The organism is Streptomyces spiroverticillatus (genome assembly GCA_014650415.1).
Taxonomy (GTDB): domain Bacteria; phylum Actinomycetota; class Actinomycetes; order Streptomycetales; family Streptomycetaceae; genus Streptomyces; species Streptomyces spiroverticillatus.
In genome coordinates, this window is the sequence record BMUX01000022.1 from 36,336 (window position 1) to 53,021 (window position 16,686).

At 70.8% G+C, this 16,686-nt stretch carries 16 protein-coding genes; 7 read left to right on the plus strand and 9 right to left on the minus strand.

Annotation, left to right across the window (positions count from 1 at the left end):
* Positions 1-24 precede the first annotated feature (24 nt).
* Positions 25-1,125, plus strand: a complete 1,101-nt coding sequence (locus tag IE269_RS37135; RefSeq protein ID WP_189827724.1) for a dipeptidase — start codon at positions 25-27, stop codon at positions 1,123-1,125.
* A 3-nt stretch (positions 1,126-1,128) separates the two neighbouring features.
* On the opposite strand, the gene IE269_RS37140 is transcribed toward IE269_RS37135, so the two are convergent.
* On the minus strand, positions 1,129-2,466 hold the full coding sequence (locus IE269_RS37140) for a UDP-glucose dehydrogenase family protein (protein ID WP_189827725.1): 1,338 nt from the start codon (positions 2,464-2,466) through the stop codon (positions 1,129-1,131).
* A 187-nt stretch (positions 2,467-2,653) separates the two neighbouring features.
* On the opposite strand from IE269_RS37140, the gene IE269_RS37145 reads away from it, so the two are divergent.
* From IE269_RS37145 to IE269_RS37160, 4 genes are all read left to right on the plus strand, one after another.
* Positions 2,654-3,814 (plus strand): acyl-CoA dehydrogenase family protein, encoded by a 1,161-nt coding sequence (locus IE269_RS37145; protein WP_189827726.1) that lies wholly within the window; start codon positions 2,654-2,656, stop codon positions 3,812-3,814.
* Between the two features lie 210 nt (positions 3,815-4,024).
* The gene (locus tag IE269_RS37150) at positions 4,025-4,555 is read left to right on the plus strand and encodes a hypothetical protein (RefSeq protein WP_189827727.1); all 531 of its coding nucleotides are present in this window, start codon (positions 4,025-4,027) and stop codon (positions 4,553-4,555) included.
* Positions 4,521-4,709 carry a hypothetical protein gene (locus tag IE269_RS37155; protein WP_189827728.1) on the plus strand — a complete coding sequence of 63 codons (189 nt, stop codon included), beginning with the start codon at positions 4,521-4,523 and terminating at the stop codon, positions 4,707-4,709. Before IE269_RS37150 ends, IE269_RS37155 begins: the two co-directional genes overlap by 35 nt.
* A 201-nt stretch (positions 4,710-4,910) precedes the next feature.
* Complete coding sequence (locus IE269_RS37160) at positions 4,911-5,558, plus strand: site-specific integrase (protein ID WP_189827729.1); 648 nt, start codon at positions 4,911-4,913, stop codon at positions 5,556-5,558.
* A gap of 16 nt (positions 5,559-5,574) precedes the next feature.
* Here the strand turns inward: IE269_RS37160 and IE269_RS37165 are convergent, their stop codons facing one another.
* From IE269_RS37165 to IE269_RS37175, 3 genes are read right to left on the minus strand one after another with little or no spacing between them, the layout of a single operon-like run.
* Positions 5,575-6,759 (minus strand): dipeptidase, encoded by a 1,185-nt coding sequence (locus IE269_RS37165; RefSeq protein ID WP_189827730.1) that lies wholly within the window; start codon positions 6,757-6,759, stop codon positions 5,575-5,577.
* Between the two features lie 45 nt (positions 6,760-6,804).
* Complete coding sequence (gene purE, locus IE269_RS37170; RefSeq protein ID WP_189827785.1) at positions 6,805-7,305, minus strand: 5-(carboxyamino)imidazole ribonucleotide mutase; 501 nt, start codon at positions 7,303-7,305, stop codon at positions 6,805-6,807.
* Between the two features lie 28 nt (positions 7,306-7,333).
* On the minus strand, positions 7,334-8,473 hold the full coding sequence (locus IE269_RS37175) for a 5-(carboxyamino)imidazole ribonucleotide synthase (RefSeq protein ID WP_189827731.1): 1,140 nt from the start codon (positions 8,471-8,473) through the stop codon (positions 7,334-7,336).
* Between the two features lie 186 nt (positions 8,474-8,659).
* On the opposite strand from IE269_RS37175, the gene IE269_RS37180 reads away from it, so the two are divergent.
* Positions 8,660-9,211, plus strand: a complete 552-nt coding sequence (locus tag IE269_RS37180; protein WP_189827732.1) for a GtrA family protein — start codon at positions 8,660-8,662, stop codon at positions 9,209-9,211.
* On the opposite strand, the gene IE269_RS37185 is transcribed toward IE269_RS37180, so the two are convergent.
* Together IE269_RS37185 and IE269_RS37190 are read right to left on the minus strand one after the other, a co-directional pair.
* Complete coding sequence (locus IE269_RS37185) at positions 9,204-10,472, minus strand: ATP-binding protein (RefSeq protein ID WP_189827733.1); 1,269 nt, start codon at positions 10,470-10,472, stop codon at positions 9,204-9,206. The two genes, IE269_RS37180 and IE269_RS37185, sit on opposite strands and share 8 nt — an antisense overlap.
* Positions 10,473-10,525: 53 nt before the next feature.
* Positions 10,526-11,203, minus strand: a complete 678-nt coding sequence (locus IE269_RS37190) for a response regulator transcription factor (RefSeq protein WP_189827734.1) — start codon at positions 11,201-11,203, stop codon at positions 10,526-10,528.
* Positions 11,204-11,635: 432 nt separating this feature from the next.
* Between IE269_RS37190 and IE269_RS37195 the strand changes: the two genes are divergently transcribed.
* Positions 11,636-13,159 (plus strand): peptide MFS transporter, encoded by a 1,524-nt coding sequence (locus IE269_RS37195; protein ID WP_189827735.1) that lies wholly within the window; start codon positions 11,636-11,638, stop codon positions 13,157-13,159.
* Positions 13,160-13,245: 86 nt separating this feature from the next.
* Here IE269_RS37195 and IE269_RS37200 read toward each other — a convergent pair whose 3' ends face one another.
* Genes IE269_RS37200 through IE269_RS37210 form a run of 3 tightly spaced genes read right to left on the minus strand, consistent with a single transcriptional unit; the run spans position 13,246 to position 16,684 of the window.
* Complete coding sequence (locus IE269_RS37200; protein ID WP_189827736.1) at positions 13,246-14,628, minus strand: hypothetical protein; 1,383 nt, start codon at positions 14,626-14,628, stop codon at positions 13,246-13,248.
* A 14-nt stretch (positions 14,629-14,642) separates the two neighbouring features.
* The gene (locus tag IE269_RS37205) at positions 14,643-15,797 is read right to left on the minus strand and encodes a hypothetical protein (RefSeq protein ID WP_189827737.1); all 1,155 of its coding nucleotides are present in this window, start codon (positions 15,795-15,797) and stop codon (positions 14,643-14,645) included.
* Positions 15,794-16,684 (minus strand): COG1470 family protein, encoded by an 891-nt coding sequence (locus IE269_RS37210; RefSeq protein WP_189827738.1) that lies wholly within the window; start codon positions 16,682-16,684, stop codon positions 15,794-15,796. Before IE269_RS37210 ends, IE269_RS37205 begins: the two co-directional genes overlap by 4 nt.
* Positions 16,685-16,686 lie beyond the last annotated feature (2 nt).

Here is a 16,686-nt window from a genome sequence, read left to right on the forward strand (position 1 = left end):
CCGTCGCAGAACCGGAGCCCCGTCATGGCCCTGCTACAGGACGACCCGCAGCACACCACCCCCGCCGTGGGCACTCCCGACCTCGTGACGGACGCCCCCTCCGCAGAGCCTGCTCCCTCCGAGGAGACCCTGGCCCGGGCCCGGGAGCTGCTTGCCGCGCATCCCGTCGCCGACGGGCACAACGGGCTCGCCCGGGCCATACGGTCCGCCCCCTGGTCCGACATAGAGCTCGGCGAGTCCACCCTGGACACCGACATCCCCCGGCTGCGCGCGGGCGGCGTCGGCGCACAGTTCTGGTCCCTGCACCCGGGGCCCTCCGACACCGGGTGCGCGGTCAGCGGCGTACTGGAGCACATCGATTACGTACGGGCCATGGTCGGGGCGTATCCGGAGGCCCTGCGGCTGGCGCTCAGCTCGGGCGAGGTCGGCGACGCCCGCTGCTGCGGGCGGATCGCCTCGCTGCTCGGGCCCGCCGAGGCCCCCGCGATCGGCTCCTCGCTCGGCACCCTGCGCGCCCTGCACGCGCTGGGGGTACGGGCGCTCACCCTGACCGGCACCGACTGGGCGCCGCCCACCGGGCTGACCCGCTTCGGCCAGGAGGTCGTACGGGAGATGAACCGCGTCGGCATGGTCGTCGACCTCAGCGGCACCACCCCCGAGACGATGCGCGCCGCCCTGACGGTCTCCCGCGCCCCCGTCGTCCTGACCCGCTCGGGCGCGCACGCCCTCACCCCGCACCCGGCCAACGTGCCGGACGACGTCCTCTCCGCGCTGCGGGAGAACGGCGGCCTGTGCATGGTCCCCTTCGACGCCGCCCGCACCGGTTCCTCGGTGCGCGACGTCGCCGACCACCTCGACCACGTCCGCTCCCTCGCGGGCCCGGGATGCGTCGGGCTTTCCGGTACGTACGACACGGGCGCGGCCCGTCCGGGGGCGCTGCGGGACGCCGGTTCCTACCCGTACCTGATCGCGGAACTCCTGGACCGGGGCTGGCCCGAGGCCGACCTCGCCCGGCTCACCTGGGAGAACCTCCAGCAGGTGCTGCGGGACGCGGAGTTCACCGCCAAGGCGGCCCAGGAGCGGCGCGGCCCCTCGACGGCGCGCATCGAGGAGCTGGACGCGTAAGACTCAGGCCTTCGGGCGGCCCATCGCGCGGAAGGTCCAGCCCGCCTCGCGCCAGGTGGCGGAGTCCAGGGCGTTGCGGCCGTCCAGGATGAGGCGCTGGGCGACGACCCCGCCCAGCTCGGCCGGGTCCAGGTCTCGGAACTCGCGCCACTCGGTGAGGTGCAGCACGATGTCCGCGCCGCGCACCGCGTCCAGGGCGGAGTCGGCGTAGCCGAGGGTCGGGAAGACGCGGCGGGCGTTGGCCATGCCCTTGGGGTCGTAGACGGTGACCTGGCCGCCCTGGAGGTGGATCTGACCTGCGACGTTGAGGGCGGGCGAGTCCCGTACGTCGTCGGAGTCCGGCTTGAAGGTCGCACCGAGGACGGCGACGCGCTTGCCGAGGAAGCCGGCATCGCCCAGGGCCTCGCGGGCCAGCTCGACCATGTGGCCGCGGCGGCGCATGTTGATGGAGTCCACCTCGCGCAGGAAGGTCAGCGCCTGGTCGGCGCCCAGCTCGCCCGCGCGGGCCATGAACGCCCGGATGTCCTTGGGCAGGCACCCGCCGCCGAAGCCGATTCCGGCGCGCAGGTACTTGGCGCCGATCCGCTCGTCGTACCCGATCGCCTCGGCCAGCTTCACCACGTCGCCGTCGGCGGCCTCGCACACCTCGGCCATCGCGTTGATGAACGAGAGCTTCGTCGCGAGGAAGGAGTTCGCGGCGGTCTTCACCAGCTCCGCCGTCGGGAAGTCCGTCACCACGAAGGGCGCCCCCTCGGCGATCGGCGTCGCGTACACCTCGCGCAGGATCTTCTCGGCGCGCTCGCTCTCGACACCGGCGACGAGACGGTCCGGGTGCAGGGTGTCCTGGACCGCGAAGCCCTCCCTCAGGAACTCCGGGTTCCAGGCCAGCTCGACGCCCTCGGGGGCCTGGTCGGCCAGCAACTGCTTGAGGCGGGCCGCCGAGCCGACCGGCACGGTCGACTTGCCCACCACGAGCGCGTCGCTCTTCAGGTGCGGGGCGAGGGAGGCGAACGCGCTGTTCACGTAGCTCATGTCGCAGGCGTACTCGCCGTGCTTCTGCGGGGTGTTCGTGCACACGAAGTGCACGTCGCCGAACGCCCCGACCTCTTCGTAGTCCATGGTGAACCGCAGCCGCCCGGTCGATCCCGGCAGCCCCTCCACGTGCTTGTGGAGCAGTTCCTCGAGCCCCGGCTCGTACATCGGGACGCGCCCGGCGCTCAGCATCTCGATCTTCTCGGGCACGACGTCGAGCCCGAGCACCTCGAACCCGAGCTCCGCCATCGCCGCGGCGTGCGTGGCGCCGAGGTAGCCGGTGCCGATCACGGTGATCCTGAGGGCCATGTGGTGCTCCTAGCGGTACGGGCGGGACAACGCGCCCGAGCATATCGGGGTGTCCGTAAGGGGAGGTTCTGCCCGGGGCACGGGCCCGTGTGCGGCCTGTCGGCAAACTCACGTATCCCTGATCGGCCCCACGCCCTAAAATCAGGGTTACTTAACGGTAGTTAGCATCCTTGGGGAGTGAGAAACCTTGGCAGGATCGCCCGATTTCGACCTGTACCGGACGTCCGAAGAGCACGACATGCTCCGCGAGACGGTGCGTGCGCTCGCCGAGGCGAAGATCGCCCCGTACGCGGCCGAGGTGGACGAGCAGGCCCGCTTCCCCCGCGAGGCCCTGGACGCGCTGGTCGCGGCCGACCTCCAGGCGGTGCACGTGCCGGAGGCCTTCGGCGGCGCGGGCGCGGACGCGCTCGCCACGGTCATCGTGATCGAGGAGGTGGCGCGCGTCTGTGCCTCCTCCTCCCTCATCCCGGCCGTCAACAAGCTCGGCTCGCTCCCGGTGATCCTCTCCGGCTCCGAGGACCTGAAGAAGAAGTACCTCGCTCCCCTGGCCAAGGGCGAAGCGATGTTCTCGTACTGCCTGTCCGAGCCCGACGCGGGCTCCGACGCGGCGGGCATGAAGACCCGCGCGGTGCGTGACGGCGACTACTGGGTCCTCAACGGCGTGAAGCGCTGGATCACCAACGCCGGCGAGTCCGAGTACTACACGGTCATGGCCGTCACGGACCCCGAGAAGCGCTCCAAGGGCATCTCCGCCTTCGTCGTCGAGAAGTCCGACGAGGGCGTCTCCTTCGGCGCCCCGGAGAAGAAGCTCGGCATCAAGGGCTCCCCCACGCGCGAGGTCTACCTCGACAACGTGCGCATCCCCGCCGACCGCATGATCGGCGCCGAGGGCACCGGCTTCGCCACCGCGATGAAGACCCTCGACCACACCCGCATCACGATCGCCGCCCAGGCGCTCGGCATCGCCCAGGGCGCGCTGGACTACGCCAAGGGCTACGTCCAGGAGCGCAAGCAGTTCGGCAAGCCGATCGGTGACTTCCAGGGCGTGCAGTTCATGCTCGCGGACATGGCCATGAAGCTGGAGGCCGCCCGCCAGCTGACGTACGCCGCTGCGGCGAAGTCGGAGCGAGTGGACGCGGACCTCACCTTCTTCGGCGCCGCCGCCAAGTGCTACGCGTCGGACGCGGCCATGGAGATCACGCTGGACGCGATCCAGCTGCTGGGCGGGTACGGCTACACGCGGGACTACCCGGTGGAGCGGATGATGCGGGACGCGAAAATCACTCAGCTGTACGAGGGCACGAACCAGATCCAGCGCATCGTGATGGCGCGGAACCTGCCCAAGTAGCAGGAGGCACGAGGCAAGGGGGCGCCCGTCCGGGGCGCCCCCTTCCTCTTTCGCAGGAGAAAACACGAAACACGGATGCAGCCAGGTCTCGTGTTCTATCGTCGTTTCGTGGCCGGGGACCGCCCGGCACGTGGCGGCTGCTGTGTGTCGCGCTACTTTCGACGGATGACGGATGCGCATGGAGACGGCGGACTCCCCCCGGGGTGGCGCGTGGACGGAGACGACCTCGTCCACGAAGCCGAACTGCACGGCTGGCGGCTCACCGTGGTGAGCGAGCTCGGTGCCCCGTGGGACGGGCCGTCCAGCCTGCGCATCGACCCTCCGTCGGATCCGGACGCCGCGCGCGAGACGGACGGCATCACAGCGGAACTCATGCGGTCCATCTCCATGGCGGAGATCCGCAGGACGACGAAGGAACTCCGGGCCCGCCTCGGTCGATCGGCCGACGGCACAGAAGCGGGTGCCGTGCCCGACAGGGTCGAGACCGAACACGACTACGCCGTGCTGGCCCGCGCGTACGTACGCCTGGTGGAGCAGGGATATCGCAGCCCCGTCACGCGGCTCGCAACCGCCTGGGGCACGAGCCGGAACACCGTCAGCGGACGCATTCGCCGGGCCCGCGCCATGGGATTCCTCGACGGGCCGCCAGGAAGACCCGCGGACCGGCTGACCGCCAAGGCCAGACGGTGCCTGGAGGGCGCAGAGCATGAGCAGTCCCGGGAGCAGCCCGGCCGGAAGTGAGTCCCTCGTCTGTGTCTTCGAGAGGTGGGCCACCACCAGGGGCGTCGAGAACAGCAGCGTCAAGCAGTACCGCAGCATCCTGGCCCGGAGCGTGGAGCCCTTCTTCGGCTCACGCTCCCTCGGGTCCGTGACCGAGCCGGAGATCGACGAGTGAGTCGCCTGGCTGATCGCCGATCGCGGCTACAAGCCGTCCACCGCCCAGTTCCGTTTCAACCTGCTGAAAGCGGTGTTCGCCTGGGCGATGGAGCAAGGGTGTGCCGAGGCGAATCCGTGTCGAGGGGTCCGGCTTCCCGACAGCCGTGCCCGGGTTCACCGGGCCCAGCGCGCCGAGGTCCACGTTCCTGGTGCTGAAGTCGTGCACGCCGTCATCGGCGCGGCACCCGCGCGCTATCGCGGGATGTTCTGGCTGATGGCCGGGTGCGGGCTGCGCCTCGGGGAGGCCATGGGTTTCAGCAGCGACCGAATCAGCCGCGAACGCCGGGTGGTCACGGTCGACCGTCAGGTGGCGTGCGACGGGGACACGGGGACGGGCAAGTACGGCCGGATGCGGCTGCGCCACATCAAGTGGCGTGAGGAGGGCGACGGGGGGCGTGAGGTGCCGCTCCCGGACGTGGTGGCTCTGGCGCTGCGGCGGCAGGTGAAGGAGTTCGGCACCTGGGGTCCCGACGCCCTGATGTTCAGCAACGTCACCGGGACGGGCCTGCTGTACCCGCAGTACTGGTACGAGAAGATCTGGAAGCCGGCGCTGACTGCGGCCGACGTCGACCACTTCAAGCCGCACAGCCTCCGGCACTTCTATGCGGCCTCGCTGTTCGCCGAGAACGTGCCGCTGACGGAGGTGTCTGCCTGGCTGGGCCACTCCTCGGTGAGCTTCACCGAGAGGTACTACAGCGACCTGCTGCCGGACGCCCCGGACCGGGCCAGGCTCGCCATCGACGGGGTCCTGGGACTGACGGGCCCGAAGGCGCCGAAGGGCCCCGTTCGCCTGCGCGGAGTGGCCTGACCCGCCCCGGGAGGGATCAGCCGTCCAACTGGTCGAGCGTGGCGTTCGAGGGGCCCCTGCGGGACTGGAGGTCCCTGGCGGTCGACTCTGCGTCGCGGAGAACCCGGACCGCGTTCTGCCAGGTGAGTTTGGCGAGGTCGGGGGTGGACCAGCCGCGGGTGATCAGTTCGGCGATGAGGTTCGGGTAGCCGGTGACGTCTTCCAGGCCCGAGGGGGTGAACGCCGTGCCGTCGTAGTCGCCGCCGATTCCGATGTGGTCGATGCCCGCGACCTCGCGCATGTGGTCGAGGTGGTCGGCGACCGTTGCGGCGGTGGCCATCGGGCGGGGGTGGGCCGCTTCGAAGGCGCGTTGGACCTTCATGCCCTCGGCGGTGGTGTCGAGGTGGTGGAGGCCGTGGGCGCGCATGTTCTCGTCCGCGCGGGCGGTCCAGGCGACCGCTTCGGGGAGGATGAATTTGGGGACGAAGGTGGCCATCGCGACGCCCCCGTTGGCGGGGAGGGCGGCCAGGACGTCGTCGGGGATGTTGCGGGGGTGGTCGCAGACCGCGCGGGCGGAGGAGTGGGAGAAGATCACCGGTGCTTCGGTGGTTTCGAGGGCCGCGCGCATCGTGGTGGCGGCGACGTGCGAGAGGTCGACGAGCATGCCGATGCGGTTCATCTCGCGGACGACCTCGCGGCCGAAGGCGGTCAGGCCGCCGCAGGCGGGGGCGTCGGTGGCGCTGTCCGCCCAGGGGATGTTGTCGTTGTGGGTGAGGGTCATGTAGCGCACGCCGAGCGTGTGGAATGCGCGGAGCGTGGCGAGGGAGTTGTTGATGGAGTGGCCGCCCTCGGCGCCCATCAGGGAGGCGATGCGGCCCTCGCGGCGGGCCGCCTCCATGTCTTCGGCGGTGAGGGCGCGGACCAGGTGGTCGGGGTAGCGGGCGATCAGCTGGTCGACGACGTCGATCTGTTCGAGGGTGGCGCTGACCGCCGAGTCGCCGGTGAGGTCGGTGCGGACGTAGACCGACCAGAACTGGGCGCCCACCCGGCCCGTCCGCAGCCGGGCCAGGTCCGTGTGCAGGTGGGCGGACTGGTCGGCGGCGATGTCGAGGCGGTCCAGGTCGTAGCGGACCTGCTCGCGCAGTGCCCAGGGGAGGTCGTTGTGGCCGTCGACCACGGGGAAGTCGGCGAGGAGGGTGTGGGCCTTGTCCAGATTGCTCATGGGCTCTTTCCTACTCCCTGCCCGCCGCTTCCCCGAAGCCGGGAGCTACTTCCCGAAGCCGAAGGAGTCCGGGGTGCCCATCGCCTTCGTGCGCAGCCGCTTGCCCTTCTCGGTGGCCTGCGCGTTGAGGTCCTGCTGGAACTCCTGCATGCGGGTCAGCAGGGCCGGGTCGAAGGCCGCGAGCATGCGGGCCGCGAGGAGGCCCGCGTTGCGGGCGCCCGCGACGGAGACGGTGGCGACGGGGACCCCGGCCGGCATCTGCACGATGGAGAGCAGGGAGTCCATGCCGTCGAGGTATTTGAGGGGTACGGGGACGCCGATGACGGGGAGCGGGGTGACCGAGGCGAGCATGCCCGGCAGGTGGGCCGCGCCGCCCGCGCCCGCGATGATCGCCTTGAGGCCGCGGCCGGCCGCTTCCTCTCCGTACGAGATCATCTCGTGCGGCATCCGGTGCGCGGAGACGACGTCGACCTCGTAGGGGATCTCGAACTCGGCCAGCGCGGTGGCCGCGGCCTCCATGACGGGCCAGTCCGAGTCGGAGCCCATGACGATGCCGACCAGCGGAGCCTGTGCGTTACTCAACGATCGTTCCTCGCAGGTAGCCGGCGGCGTGACGGGCGCGCTCCAGCACGTCGTCCAGGTCGTCGCCGTAGGTGTTGACGTGGCCGACCTTGCGGCCGGGGCGCACGTCCTTGCCGTACATGTGGATCTTGGCCTGCGGGTCGCGGGCCATGACGTGCAGGTACGGCTTGTACATGTCGGGGTAGTCCCCGCCGAGGACGTTGCACATGACCGTCCAGGTGGCGCGCGGGCGCGGGTCGCCGAGCGGGAGGTCGAGGACGGCGCGGACGTGGTTGGCGAACTGCGAGGTGATCGCGCCGTCCTGGGTCCAGTGGCCGGAGTTGTGCGGGCGCATCGCGAGTTCGTTGACCAGGATGCGGCCGTCGGCGGTCTCGAAGAGTTCGACGGCGAGGTGGCCGACGACGTTCAGTTCGACGGCGATGCGGATGGCGAGCTGCTGGGCCTCGCCCGACAACTCCTCCGACAGGTCGGGCGCCGGGGCGATGACCGTGTCGCAGACGCCGTCGACCTGCTGGGACTCGACCACGGGGTACGCGACGGCCTGGCCGTGCGGGGAGCGCACGATGTTGGCGGCCAGCTCGCGGACGAAGTCGACTTTTTCTTCGGCGAGGACCGGGACGCCCGCCTGGAAGGGCTCGTGGGCGTCGGCCTCGGAGCGGACGAACCAGACGCCCTTGCCGTCGTAGCCGCCGCGCACGGTCTTGAGGATGACCGGGTAGCCGTCGCCCTCCTCCGCGAAGGCCGTCACGTCCGCCGGGTCGGCGACGATGCGGTGCCGGGGGCAGGGGGCGCCGATCTCGGTCAGTTTCGCGCGCATCACCCCCTTGTCGTGGGCGTGGATCAGCGCGTCGGGGCCGGGGCGGACGGGGATGCCGTCGGCCTCCAGGGCCCGCAGGTGTTCGGTCGGTACGTGTTCGTGATCGAAGGTGATCACGTCGCAGCCGCGCGCGAAGGCACGGAGCGTTTCCAGGTCGCGATAGTCGCCGACGACGACGTCGCTCACCACCTGGGCCGCCGAGTCCTGGGGGGTGTCGCTGAGGAGCTTGAACTTGATGCCGAGGGGGATGCCCGCCTCGTGGGTCATGCGGGCGAGCTGACCGCCGCCGACCATACCGACTACCGGGAACGTCACCCGTCCAGAGTATCCGTAGGCACGTACCACCCCGGACGCCCCCTCCTTCGTACGAACGCACAAGGGAGCCACGGGAGGGGGTGGCCGAACCGTGACCGGACGGCGCACGTCCCCGGGGCGTGCCCGGGGAGTGATGGTTAGCATGGCTGGGTTGACGACATCAACCGAACGGGGTCGACACAGATCATGAGCGAGCCTGGCGGTACCGCGCTGCGCACACGTCTCGAACAGCTTGCGCGCGAGGTCGTCAAGTTCGGGGCGGTCGGCGGCCTCGGGCTGCTCGTCAACATGGCGGCCTTCAACGTGCTGCGGCACACCACCGATCTCCAGGTGGTGCGGGCCTCGCTGGTCGCGACGGTGATCTCGGTCCTCTTCAACTACGTCGGTTTCCGGTACTTCACCTACCGCGACCGCGACAAGAGCGGCCGGGCCAAGGAGCTGACGCTCTTCCTGGTCTTCAGCGTGGCCGGCGCGATCATCGAGAACGGGCTGCTCTACCTGGCGACGTACGGCTTCGGCTGGAACACCCCGTTGCAGAGCAACTTCTTCAAGGTGTTCGGGATCGGGGTGGCGACGCTGTTCCGCTTCTGGTCGTACCGGACGTGGGTGTTCCGGACGGTGCCCGCCGAGGAGGCGGTCGAGCCCACGCCGGGCCCTGCGCCTGCCCCCGCGCCCGCCGCCGCTCCCGCTCCCGTCGTGACGCCGCAGCCCAAGCCCGCCGCCTCCCGGCTCACCTGATCGTCTTCTCCTCGGCGTTCCTGCTGTCCGGCACCACCGTGCTGAGGAAGAGCGCGAAGACGGCGGGCTTCTGCTGGAGGAGTTCCAGGCGGCCCCCGTCGGCCTCCGCGAGGTCGCGGGCGACGGCGAGGCCGATGCCGGTGGAGTTGCGGCCGCTGATGGTCCGCTCGAAGATGCGGGCGCCGAGGTCCACGGGTACGCCGGGGCCTTCGTCGGTGACCTCGATGACGGCCTGGTTGCCGGTGACGCGGGAGCGCAGGGCGACGGTGCCGCCGCCGTGCATGAGGGAGTTCTCGATGAGTGCGGCGAGGACCTGGGCGACCGCGCCCGGGGTGCCGACCGCCCGCAGGTCCTTCTTCCCCGACCGTACGATCGCGCGTCCGGCGCTGCGGTAGGCGGGCCGCCACTCCTCGATCTGCTGCTTGACGACCTCGTCCAGGTCGAAGGCGACGGCGGAGCCGGTGCGCGGGTCGCGGGAGTTGGTGAGCAGGCGCTCCACGACGTCGGTGAGGCGCTCGACCTGGGTGAGGGCGATGGTCGCCTCCTCCTTCACCGTGTCCAGCTCGTCGGTGAGGGTGATCTCCTCCAGCCGCATGGAGAGCGCGGTGAGCGGGGTGCGGAGCTGGTGGGAGGCGTCGGCGGCCAGGCGGCGCTCGGCGGTGAGCATCCGGGCGATGCGTTCGGCGGAGGAGTCCAGGACGTCGGCGACCCGGTCCAGCTCGGGGACCCCGTACCGCTTGTGGCGGGGGCGGGGGTCGCCGGAGCCGAGGCGTTCGGCGGTCTCGGCGAGGTCGGTGAGCGGGGAGGCCAGGCGGTTGGCCTGACGTACCGCCAGGAGAACGGCGGCGACGACGGCCAGCAGGGCGACCGCGCCGATGATCAGCAGGGTGCGGCCGACCTCGCGGGTGACGGTGGACCGGGACTCCATGACGGTGACGGTCTCGCCGCGTTCCCCGGAGGCGCGGCCCTCGATGACGCCGTCGGTGGGGCGGGTGCCGATCTCGATGGCCGCCTGTCCGGGGATGTCGATACGGGCGTACCGGTGGCCGCCGATCTGCTTGACGAGGACCTCGCGGCTCACGGTGCCCTCGCCGACGAGCCGGCCCTCGACGACGCTCACCAGCCGCAGGGCCTCGGAGTCGACGGACTCCTGGGCGCTGTTGCTGATGGTGCGGGTCTCGACGATGACGAGGGAGACCCCGAAGACGGCGATGACGACGAGCACCACGGCGAGCGTGGAATTGATCAGACGGCGACGCATGGACACAAGGATGCCTGGTCGCCGCCGGGATCAGCGCGTTCCGAAAGCTCCGGTCAGCTCTTCTCGAAGCGGAAGCCCACGCCTCGTACCGTCGCGATGTAGCGGGGGTTGGCCGCGTCGTCGCCGAGCTTCTTGCGGAGCCAGGAGATGTGCATGTCGAGGGTCTTGGTGGAGGACCACCAGGTGGTGTCCCAGACCTCGCGCATCAGCTGGTCGCGGGTGACGACCCGGCCCGCGTCGCGCACGAGGACGCGCAGCAGGTCGAATTCCTTCGCGGTGAGCTGGAGTTCCTCGTCGCCCATCCAGGCGCGGTGCGACTCGACGTCGATCCGTACGCCGTGGGTGGCGGGGGCCGGGGCGGGCTCGGAGGAGCCGCGCCGCAGCAGGGCCCGGACCCGGGCGAGGAGTTCGGCGAGGCGGAAGGGCTTGGTGACGTAGTCGTCGGCGCCGGCGTCGAGCCCGACGACGGTGTCGACTTCGTCGGCGCGGGCGGTGAGCACCAGGATCGGCACGGTGTGGCCGTCGGCGCGCAGCCGGCGGGCGACCTCCAGGCCGTCCATTCCGGGGAGTCCCAGGTCGAGCACGACGAGGTCGATGCCTCCCTGGAGTCCGGCGTCCAGGGCGGTCGGTCCGTCCTCGCGGACCTCGACCTCGTAACCCTCCCGACGCAGTGCGCGGGCCAGTGGCTCCGAAATGGATGCGTCGTCCTCGGCGAGCAGTACACGGGTCATGGGGGCATGTTAGTCGGCGTGGCCAGTGCCCCGGCAGTGATCGTCAAGAAACGGAGGACGCCTGCGGGTATAGGACCCGTTCCTGGGAAGGACCTTCAAATGTGGGAAGTCAGTTCCATTGGGGCCTGTGATCCATGTCTCAAGTCCTTCCATATCCGGCAGTGTCGTGTCGTAAGGTGGCGACCACGTTTGTTGCACTAATCGGGGGCCTTTGGCGGCAATGACTGCCACGGGCCCTTTTGTGCGCTCGATCGGGCTCCCCGATCCTGATGGCAAGTGAATGACCTAGGGCCGGGCTCCGCACGCGAAGAAGCGATGCGGGGCGTGGATCCCGGAGCGGCAACCCTTCCGTTCCGGTGCCGGCTGCCCCCCACCGGGCGCGTACCCGATAACTGCATCGTGGACGCGTCCCGAGCAAGCAAGGATCGACCCATGGCGTCCAGCCTGACGAAGGAAACCCCCGGCGCAGCCGGGGACAAGGCCTTCTTCGGCCACCCCCGCGGCCTGGCCATTCTCTTCATGACCGAGATGTGGGAGCGGTTCTCCTACTACGGCATGCGGGCTCTGCTCGTGATGTACCTGGTTTCCGGCGGCGCGGATGCCGCGACCGGCAGCCAGGGCGGCGGGCTCGCGATGACCGCGGCCACGGCCACGGCCATCTACTCCGTCTACGTGGCCATGGTGTACCTCATGGCCATGCCCGGCGGCTGGTTCGGCGACCGCGTCTGGGGCGCCCGCAAGACGGTCCAGATCGCGAGCTTCGTGATCGTCGCGGGTCACCTCTCCCTGGCACTGCCGGGGCAGGTCATGTTCTTCGTCGGCCTGTGCCTGATCGCGTTCGGTTCGGGTCTGCTGAAGGCCAACATCTCCACGATGGTCGGCCACCTCTACACCGACCCGAAGGACCCCCGCCGCGACGGTGGCTTCACGATCTTCTACATGGGCATCAACCTCGGTGCCGTGGTCGCTCCCATCGCGATCGGCTGGATCGGCGAGGCGGTCAACTGGCACCTCGGCTTCGGTCTGGCCGCGGTGGGCATGGCGATCGGCGCGATCACCTTCATGCTCGGCACCCGCGGCTTCAGCGAGCGGGACAACCGGGTCGCGAACCCGCTGTCCCCGGCCGAGAAGAAGGCCGTCATCACCAAGACGCTCGTGTGCGCCGCCGTGATCGCCGCCTTCTACCTGCTGGTCGGTTTCACCGACGTCTTCACGCTGACGAAGAACTGGGTGCTGGTCCCGATCATCCTGGCCGGTCTGCTGATCCCGATCGGCGTACTGGTCAAGATCAAGCGGGACAAGGACCTGTCCGGCGAAGAGCAGACCAAGATGACCGCGTTCATCTACTTCTTCGCCGCCGCCGCCGTCTTCTGGATGATCTTCGACCAGGGTGCGTCGACGCTGTCGCTGTTCGGTGACTCCAAGACCGAGCGCAACATCTTCGGCTGGGACATGCCGAACACGTTCTTCCAGGCCCTGAACCCGGGCTTCATCATGCTGCTCGCCCCGGTCGCCGCCGCCATCTGGCTGGCGCTGGCCAAGCGCAACCGCGAGCCCAGCACGATCGTGAAGTTCTCCATCGCCCTGGTGGTGGCGGGTGCCTCGTTCTTCGTGTTCCTCATCCCGATGAACCTGGCCACGGACGGCACGAAGGTCACCATGTGGTGGCTGGTGCTCATCTTCCTGATGCACACCGTCGCCGAGCTGTGCCTGTCCCCGGTGGGTCTGTCGCTGACCACGAAGATGGCTCCCGCGAAGTACGCCTCGCAGATGATGGGTGTCTTCTTCCTCGCCGTCACCGCCGGTGACAGTGTGACGGGCATGCTGTCCGTCGCCGGGGTCGACCTCAACAGCCCGGGCGTCGTGGTCTTCGAGGCCGCCGCGGCCGTCGTGGCGGGCATCCTGATCTGGATGTCGCGCAACAAGGTCCGCGCGCTGATGGGCGAGGTCCGCTGACCTCGTAGCGTCCGCTCGTACGGAGGGCCGCCGCACCGGATTCGGTGCGGCGGCCCTCCGCCGTTTCCGCGGTCGCGTCCGGGTGGTTACCGGGTGCCTCTCAGCCGCCGCCACGGGGTGAAGGTGAAGACCGCGCCTCCGAGGAGGATGACGGTTCCGGCGACCAGGGCGAGGGCGCGCAGGGCGCCGTCCGCCGAGGAGCCGGTCTCGGCGAGGTCGCCGCCGGCGGCGCCGCTCGACGACGTACTTCCTCCGGAGCCCGAGCCGGAGCCCGATCCGGAACCCGATCCGCTCGCGCCGCCCGGCTGGGCCGCCGTGTCGAGTTCCAGGGAGACCGGGGCCGTGCCCTTGACCGTGCAGGGGATGCCGATCTTCTGGCCGCCCAGGGAGACGTCGATGGTCAGGGTGGAGGGGGCGAGGGTGGCCTTGCCGCTCGCGCCGGGTTTGTAGGTGCCGGTCATGTCGGGGAGGTCGACGGGCTTGCCCTGCTCCAGGGGGTCCTTGTTGCCGGTGCCCGTGACGCCCACGCTGCCCTTGTCGGCGCCGCCGAGAGTGAGCTGCAGGGAGGGTTTGAGGGCGCCGGCCGGGAGGGCGGCGGGGCTGTTCATGACGCCCTTGGCGGTGACGACGGTGAGGTCGTAGCTGCCGCCGTTCTTCTTGGCGTTGACGGTGATTTTGGTCTTGATGCTCGCCGGGCCCGGGGACTTGCAGGCGTACTCGACCGCGGCCTCCTTGCCGGGGAAGTCGGTCTTGCCGTCGCCGCCGCCACCGGTGGTGGACCCGCCTCCGGTGTCACTGCCGCCGGAGTCGGAGCCGCCGGTCGTGGTGGTGCCGCCGGTGGACGTGGTGCCGCCGGTCGTCGTGGTCCCGCCGGTGGAGGACGTACCGCCGTTGGACGACGTGCCGCCGCCCGACGTCGTGCCCCCGGAGCCCCCGCCGTCCGTCACCTTGATCGTCGCCGAGGCCTTGGGCTCCTCCTTCGGCGTGCACTTGGTGTCGGTGGACATCGGCTTGCTGACGTTGATGGTGTACGCGCCCGGGGTGAGCGTGACGTCGCCCGCCTTGGTCAGCTTCAGCTTGCCCTTCATCTCGGGCAGGACCATCGGGCTGTTCTTGGGGATCGGCGGGTTCTGCCGGGGCCCCTCCATCTTCAGCTCGCCCGAGCCCGCTCCCGCTCCCCCGACCTTGATCGTGCCGGTCGGCTTCACGGTGTCCTTGTCGAGGTTGAGGACGTCGGGGTTCTTGGAGGCCGCCTCGACGGTCTTCCAGACGACCTCCACCTCGTCGCCGACCTTCGCCGTCGCGGGCGCGGTCACGTTCACCTTCGTGGTGCCCTGGACGGCGGGCAGGCCCGAGATGGGCGGGGGAATGCACTCGGTCTTGTACGACACTTCGGCGGCCGTCGCGGGCGGTGCGGCCAGCAGCAGTCCCGCACCGGTGAGCATCAGCGCGACACCGGTCGCGCCCATCCTCCATTGCGTCTTCACGAATTGCCTTTCGGAGTAGGGGAGTTGGCGGTGCTCTCGTGCGGTGCGGAAACCTGTGCGTGCTCGTACGCCGCGCCGGGCGGCTGCTTGTGCGGGAAGGTCGGCGGCGGCGGTGCGGGCGGCGGCGTCGGCGCGCTGTCCGGGGTGAACCAGGGCAGCGGCAGCACGGCCGTCGGCTCGCCGTCCTGCTCGGCGGCGTCCTCGGCGGACCCGGCACCCCCGGGACGTACCGAAAAGCCCGCGCCTGACTCCTTCTGCCGTACGGTCCGGTGCCTGGCCGGTGTCCTCGGCCGCACCCGGTCCACCACCGCGAGACCGATCCGGAACAGCCCCGCCGGGACCACCACCGCCAGCAGCACCCAGAACAGGACCACGCCCCACGGCCGGTCCACCCCCCAGGGCTGGGCGGCCATCACGGTCTTGCCGTACTTCACCGAGACCAGGTAGTCCCCGTACGCCCCCGCCGGGAGCTGCACGTCGAGCGCGACCTCCGCCTCCTTGCCGGGGGCGAGGGTGCCGCGCCACTGGCGTTCCTCCCACAGGGGAGAGAAGACCCCGTGCGAGGTGCCGACCTGGAAGACAGGGTCGACGACGGGCGCGGACCCGAGGTTGCCCAGCTTCAGCACGACCCGTCGGGTCTGCGGCGCGCCGAACCAGGTCAGCAGCGACCCCGACCCGTCGAGCGTCACGTCGGAGCGCATCACCGCGAGCCGCCCGGCGTCCGGCGCGGGCTTCGGCAGCGGCGCGACGGGGTGCCCGGCGACGGTGAACTCGGCGTAGGCGGCGGCCTGTTGGCCCTGCACGGTGGCGACGTACACCACGCACGGGCACGGCTTGGGCGGCTCGGCGACCTCCAGCTTGCGGGTGAAGCGGCCGTCGGCGTCGGTGGTGACGGCCCGACCGTCGGCGTTGGCACAGGAGTTGGTGCCGCCCGGCACGCCGGTGGCCGGGGACGCCTCGCCGCAGATCAGCAGCATCAGCAGCGCCTTGGGCCGCCAGCCGTCGCCCTTGACGGTGATCTCGCCGCCCTTCCCGGCCTCGCTCTTCGAGAGCGCGACCCCCGGTTTCCCGTCGGCTGACGCGCCCCCGACTCCCAGCAGGATCACCGCGGTTGCCACCACCGCCACCAGCACGCTCCGGCCCGTCCTCATCCGCTCTCCTCCTCCAGCGACTCCAGCGACTCCAGCGACCCCTGCGACCCCAGCGACTCCTGTGCCGCCCGCTTCCTGTGCCGTACGATCCCCAGCCCGCCCGCCGCGAGGAGTGCCGCCGCTCCCCCGCCGAGCCCCAGCGCCGGGCCCCACTCCACGAAGGTCGCCGTCGCGGTGGCCTCCTCGCGGACGCCGGGGCCCGCCGTGACGGTGAGGCGGGCGCGGGCCCGGTCGAGGGCGGGGGTGTCGGTCCAGATCTCGGCGAGTTCGGCGCGGCGGCCGGGCGGCAGTTCCTTCATCTCGCGGGGCTCCCGGCGCAGCAGTTCGCCGCCGAGGGTGCCGTCGGCGCGGACGGCGACGCGCGGGGTGAGGGTGGTGTTGCCCCGGTTGACCAGGGCGTACCGGATGAGCCCGTCCTCGATGCGGACGTCCTCGACGGAGAGCGCCGCCAGCGTGGGCCCGCTGACCCGCAGCCGGACCTCGGTGCGCTGCTCGCGGCCGTCGGCGGCCGAGGCGACGAGCGTGCCGGGGTGGTCGCCGGGCTGGGCGGTGGCCGGGACGGTCACCGTGAACGGCACGTCCGCCCGGGTGCGCGCGGGCACCCGCACGGTGCGGGAGGCGAGCGCGATCCAGGCCCCTTCGGCGTCCTCGGCGCGCAGGGTGACGGTGCGGGGGGTGCGGTCCGGGTTGAGGATCGACAGCTTGTCCTCGAAGACCGTGCCGGGCGCGCCCTGGAGGTAGAAGTACGGGCGGCCTCCTTCGGCGGGACGCGTGCCGCCCGCGGCGGGTCCCGCCGTCCACGCGTCGGCGGCGTGGACGGCGGGGGCGGGCCCGGCGACGTAAAGGAGGGCCAGCAGGGCTCCCGCGGCGAGGAGGTGGCGGCGCACGG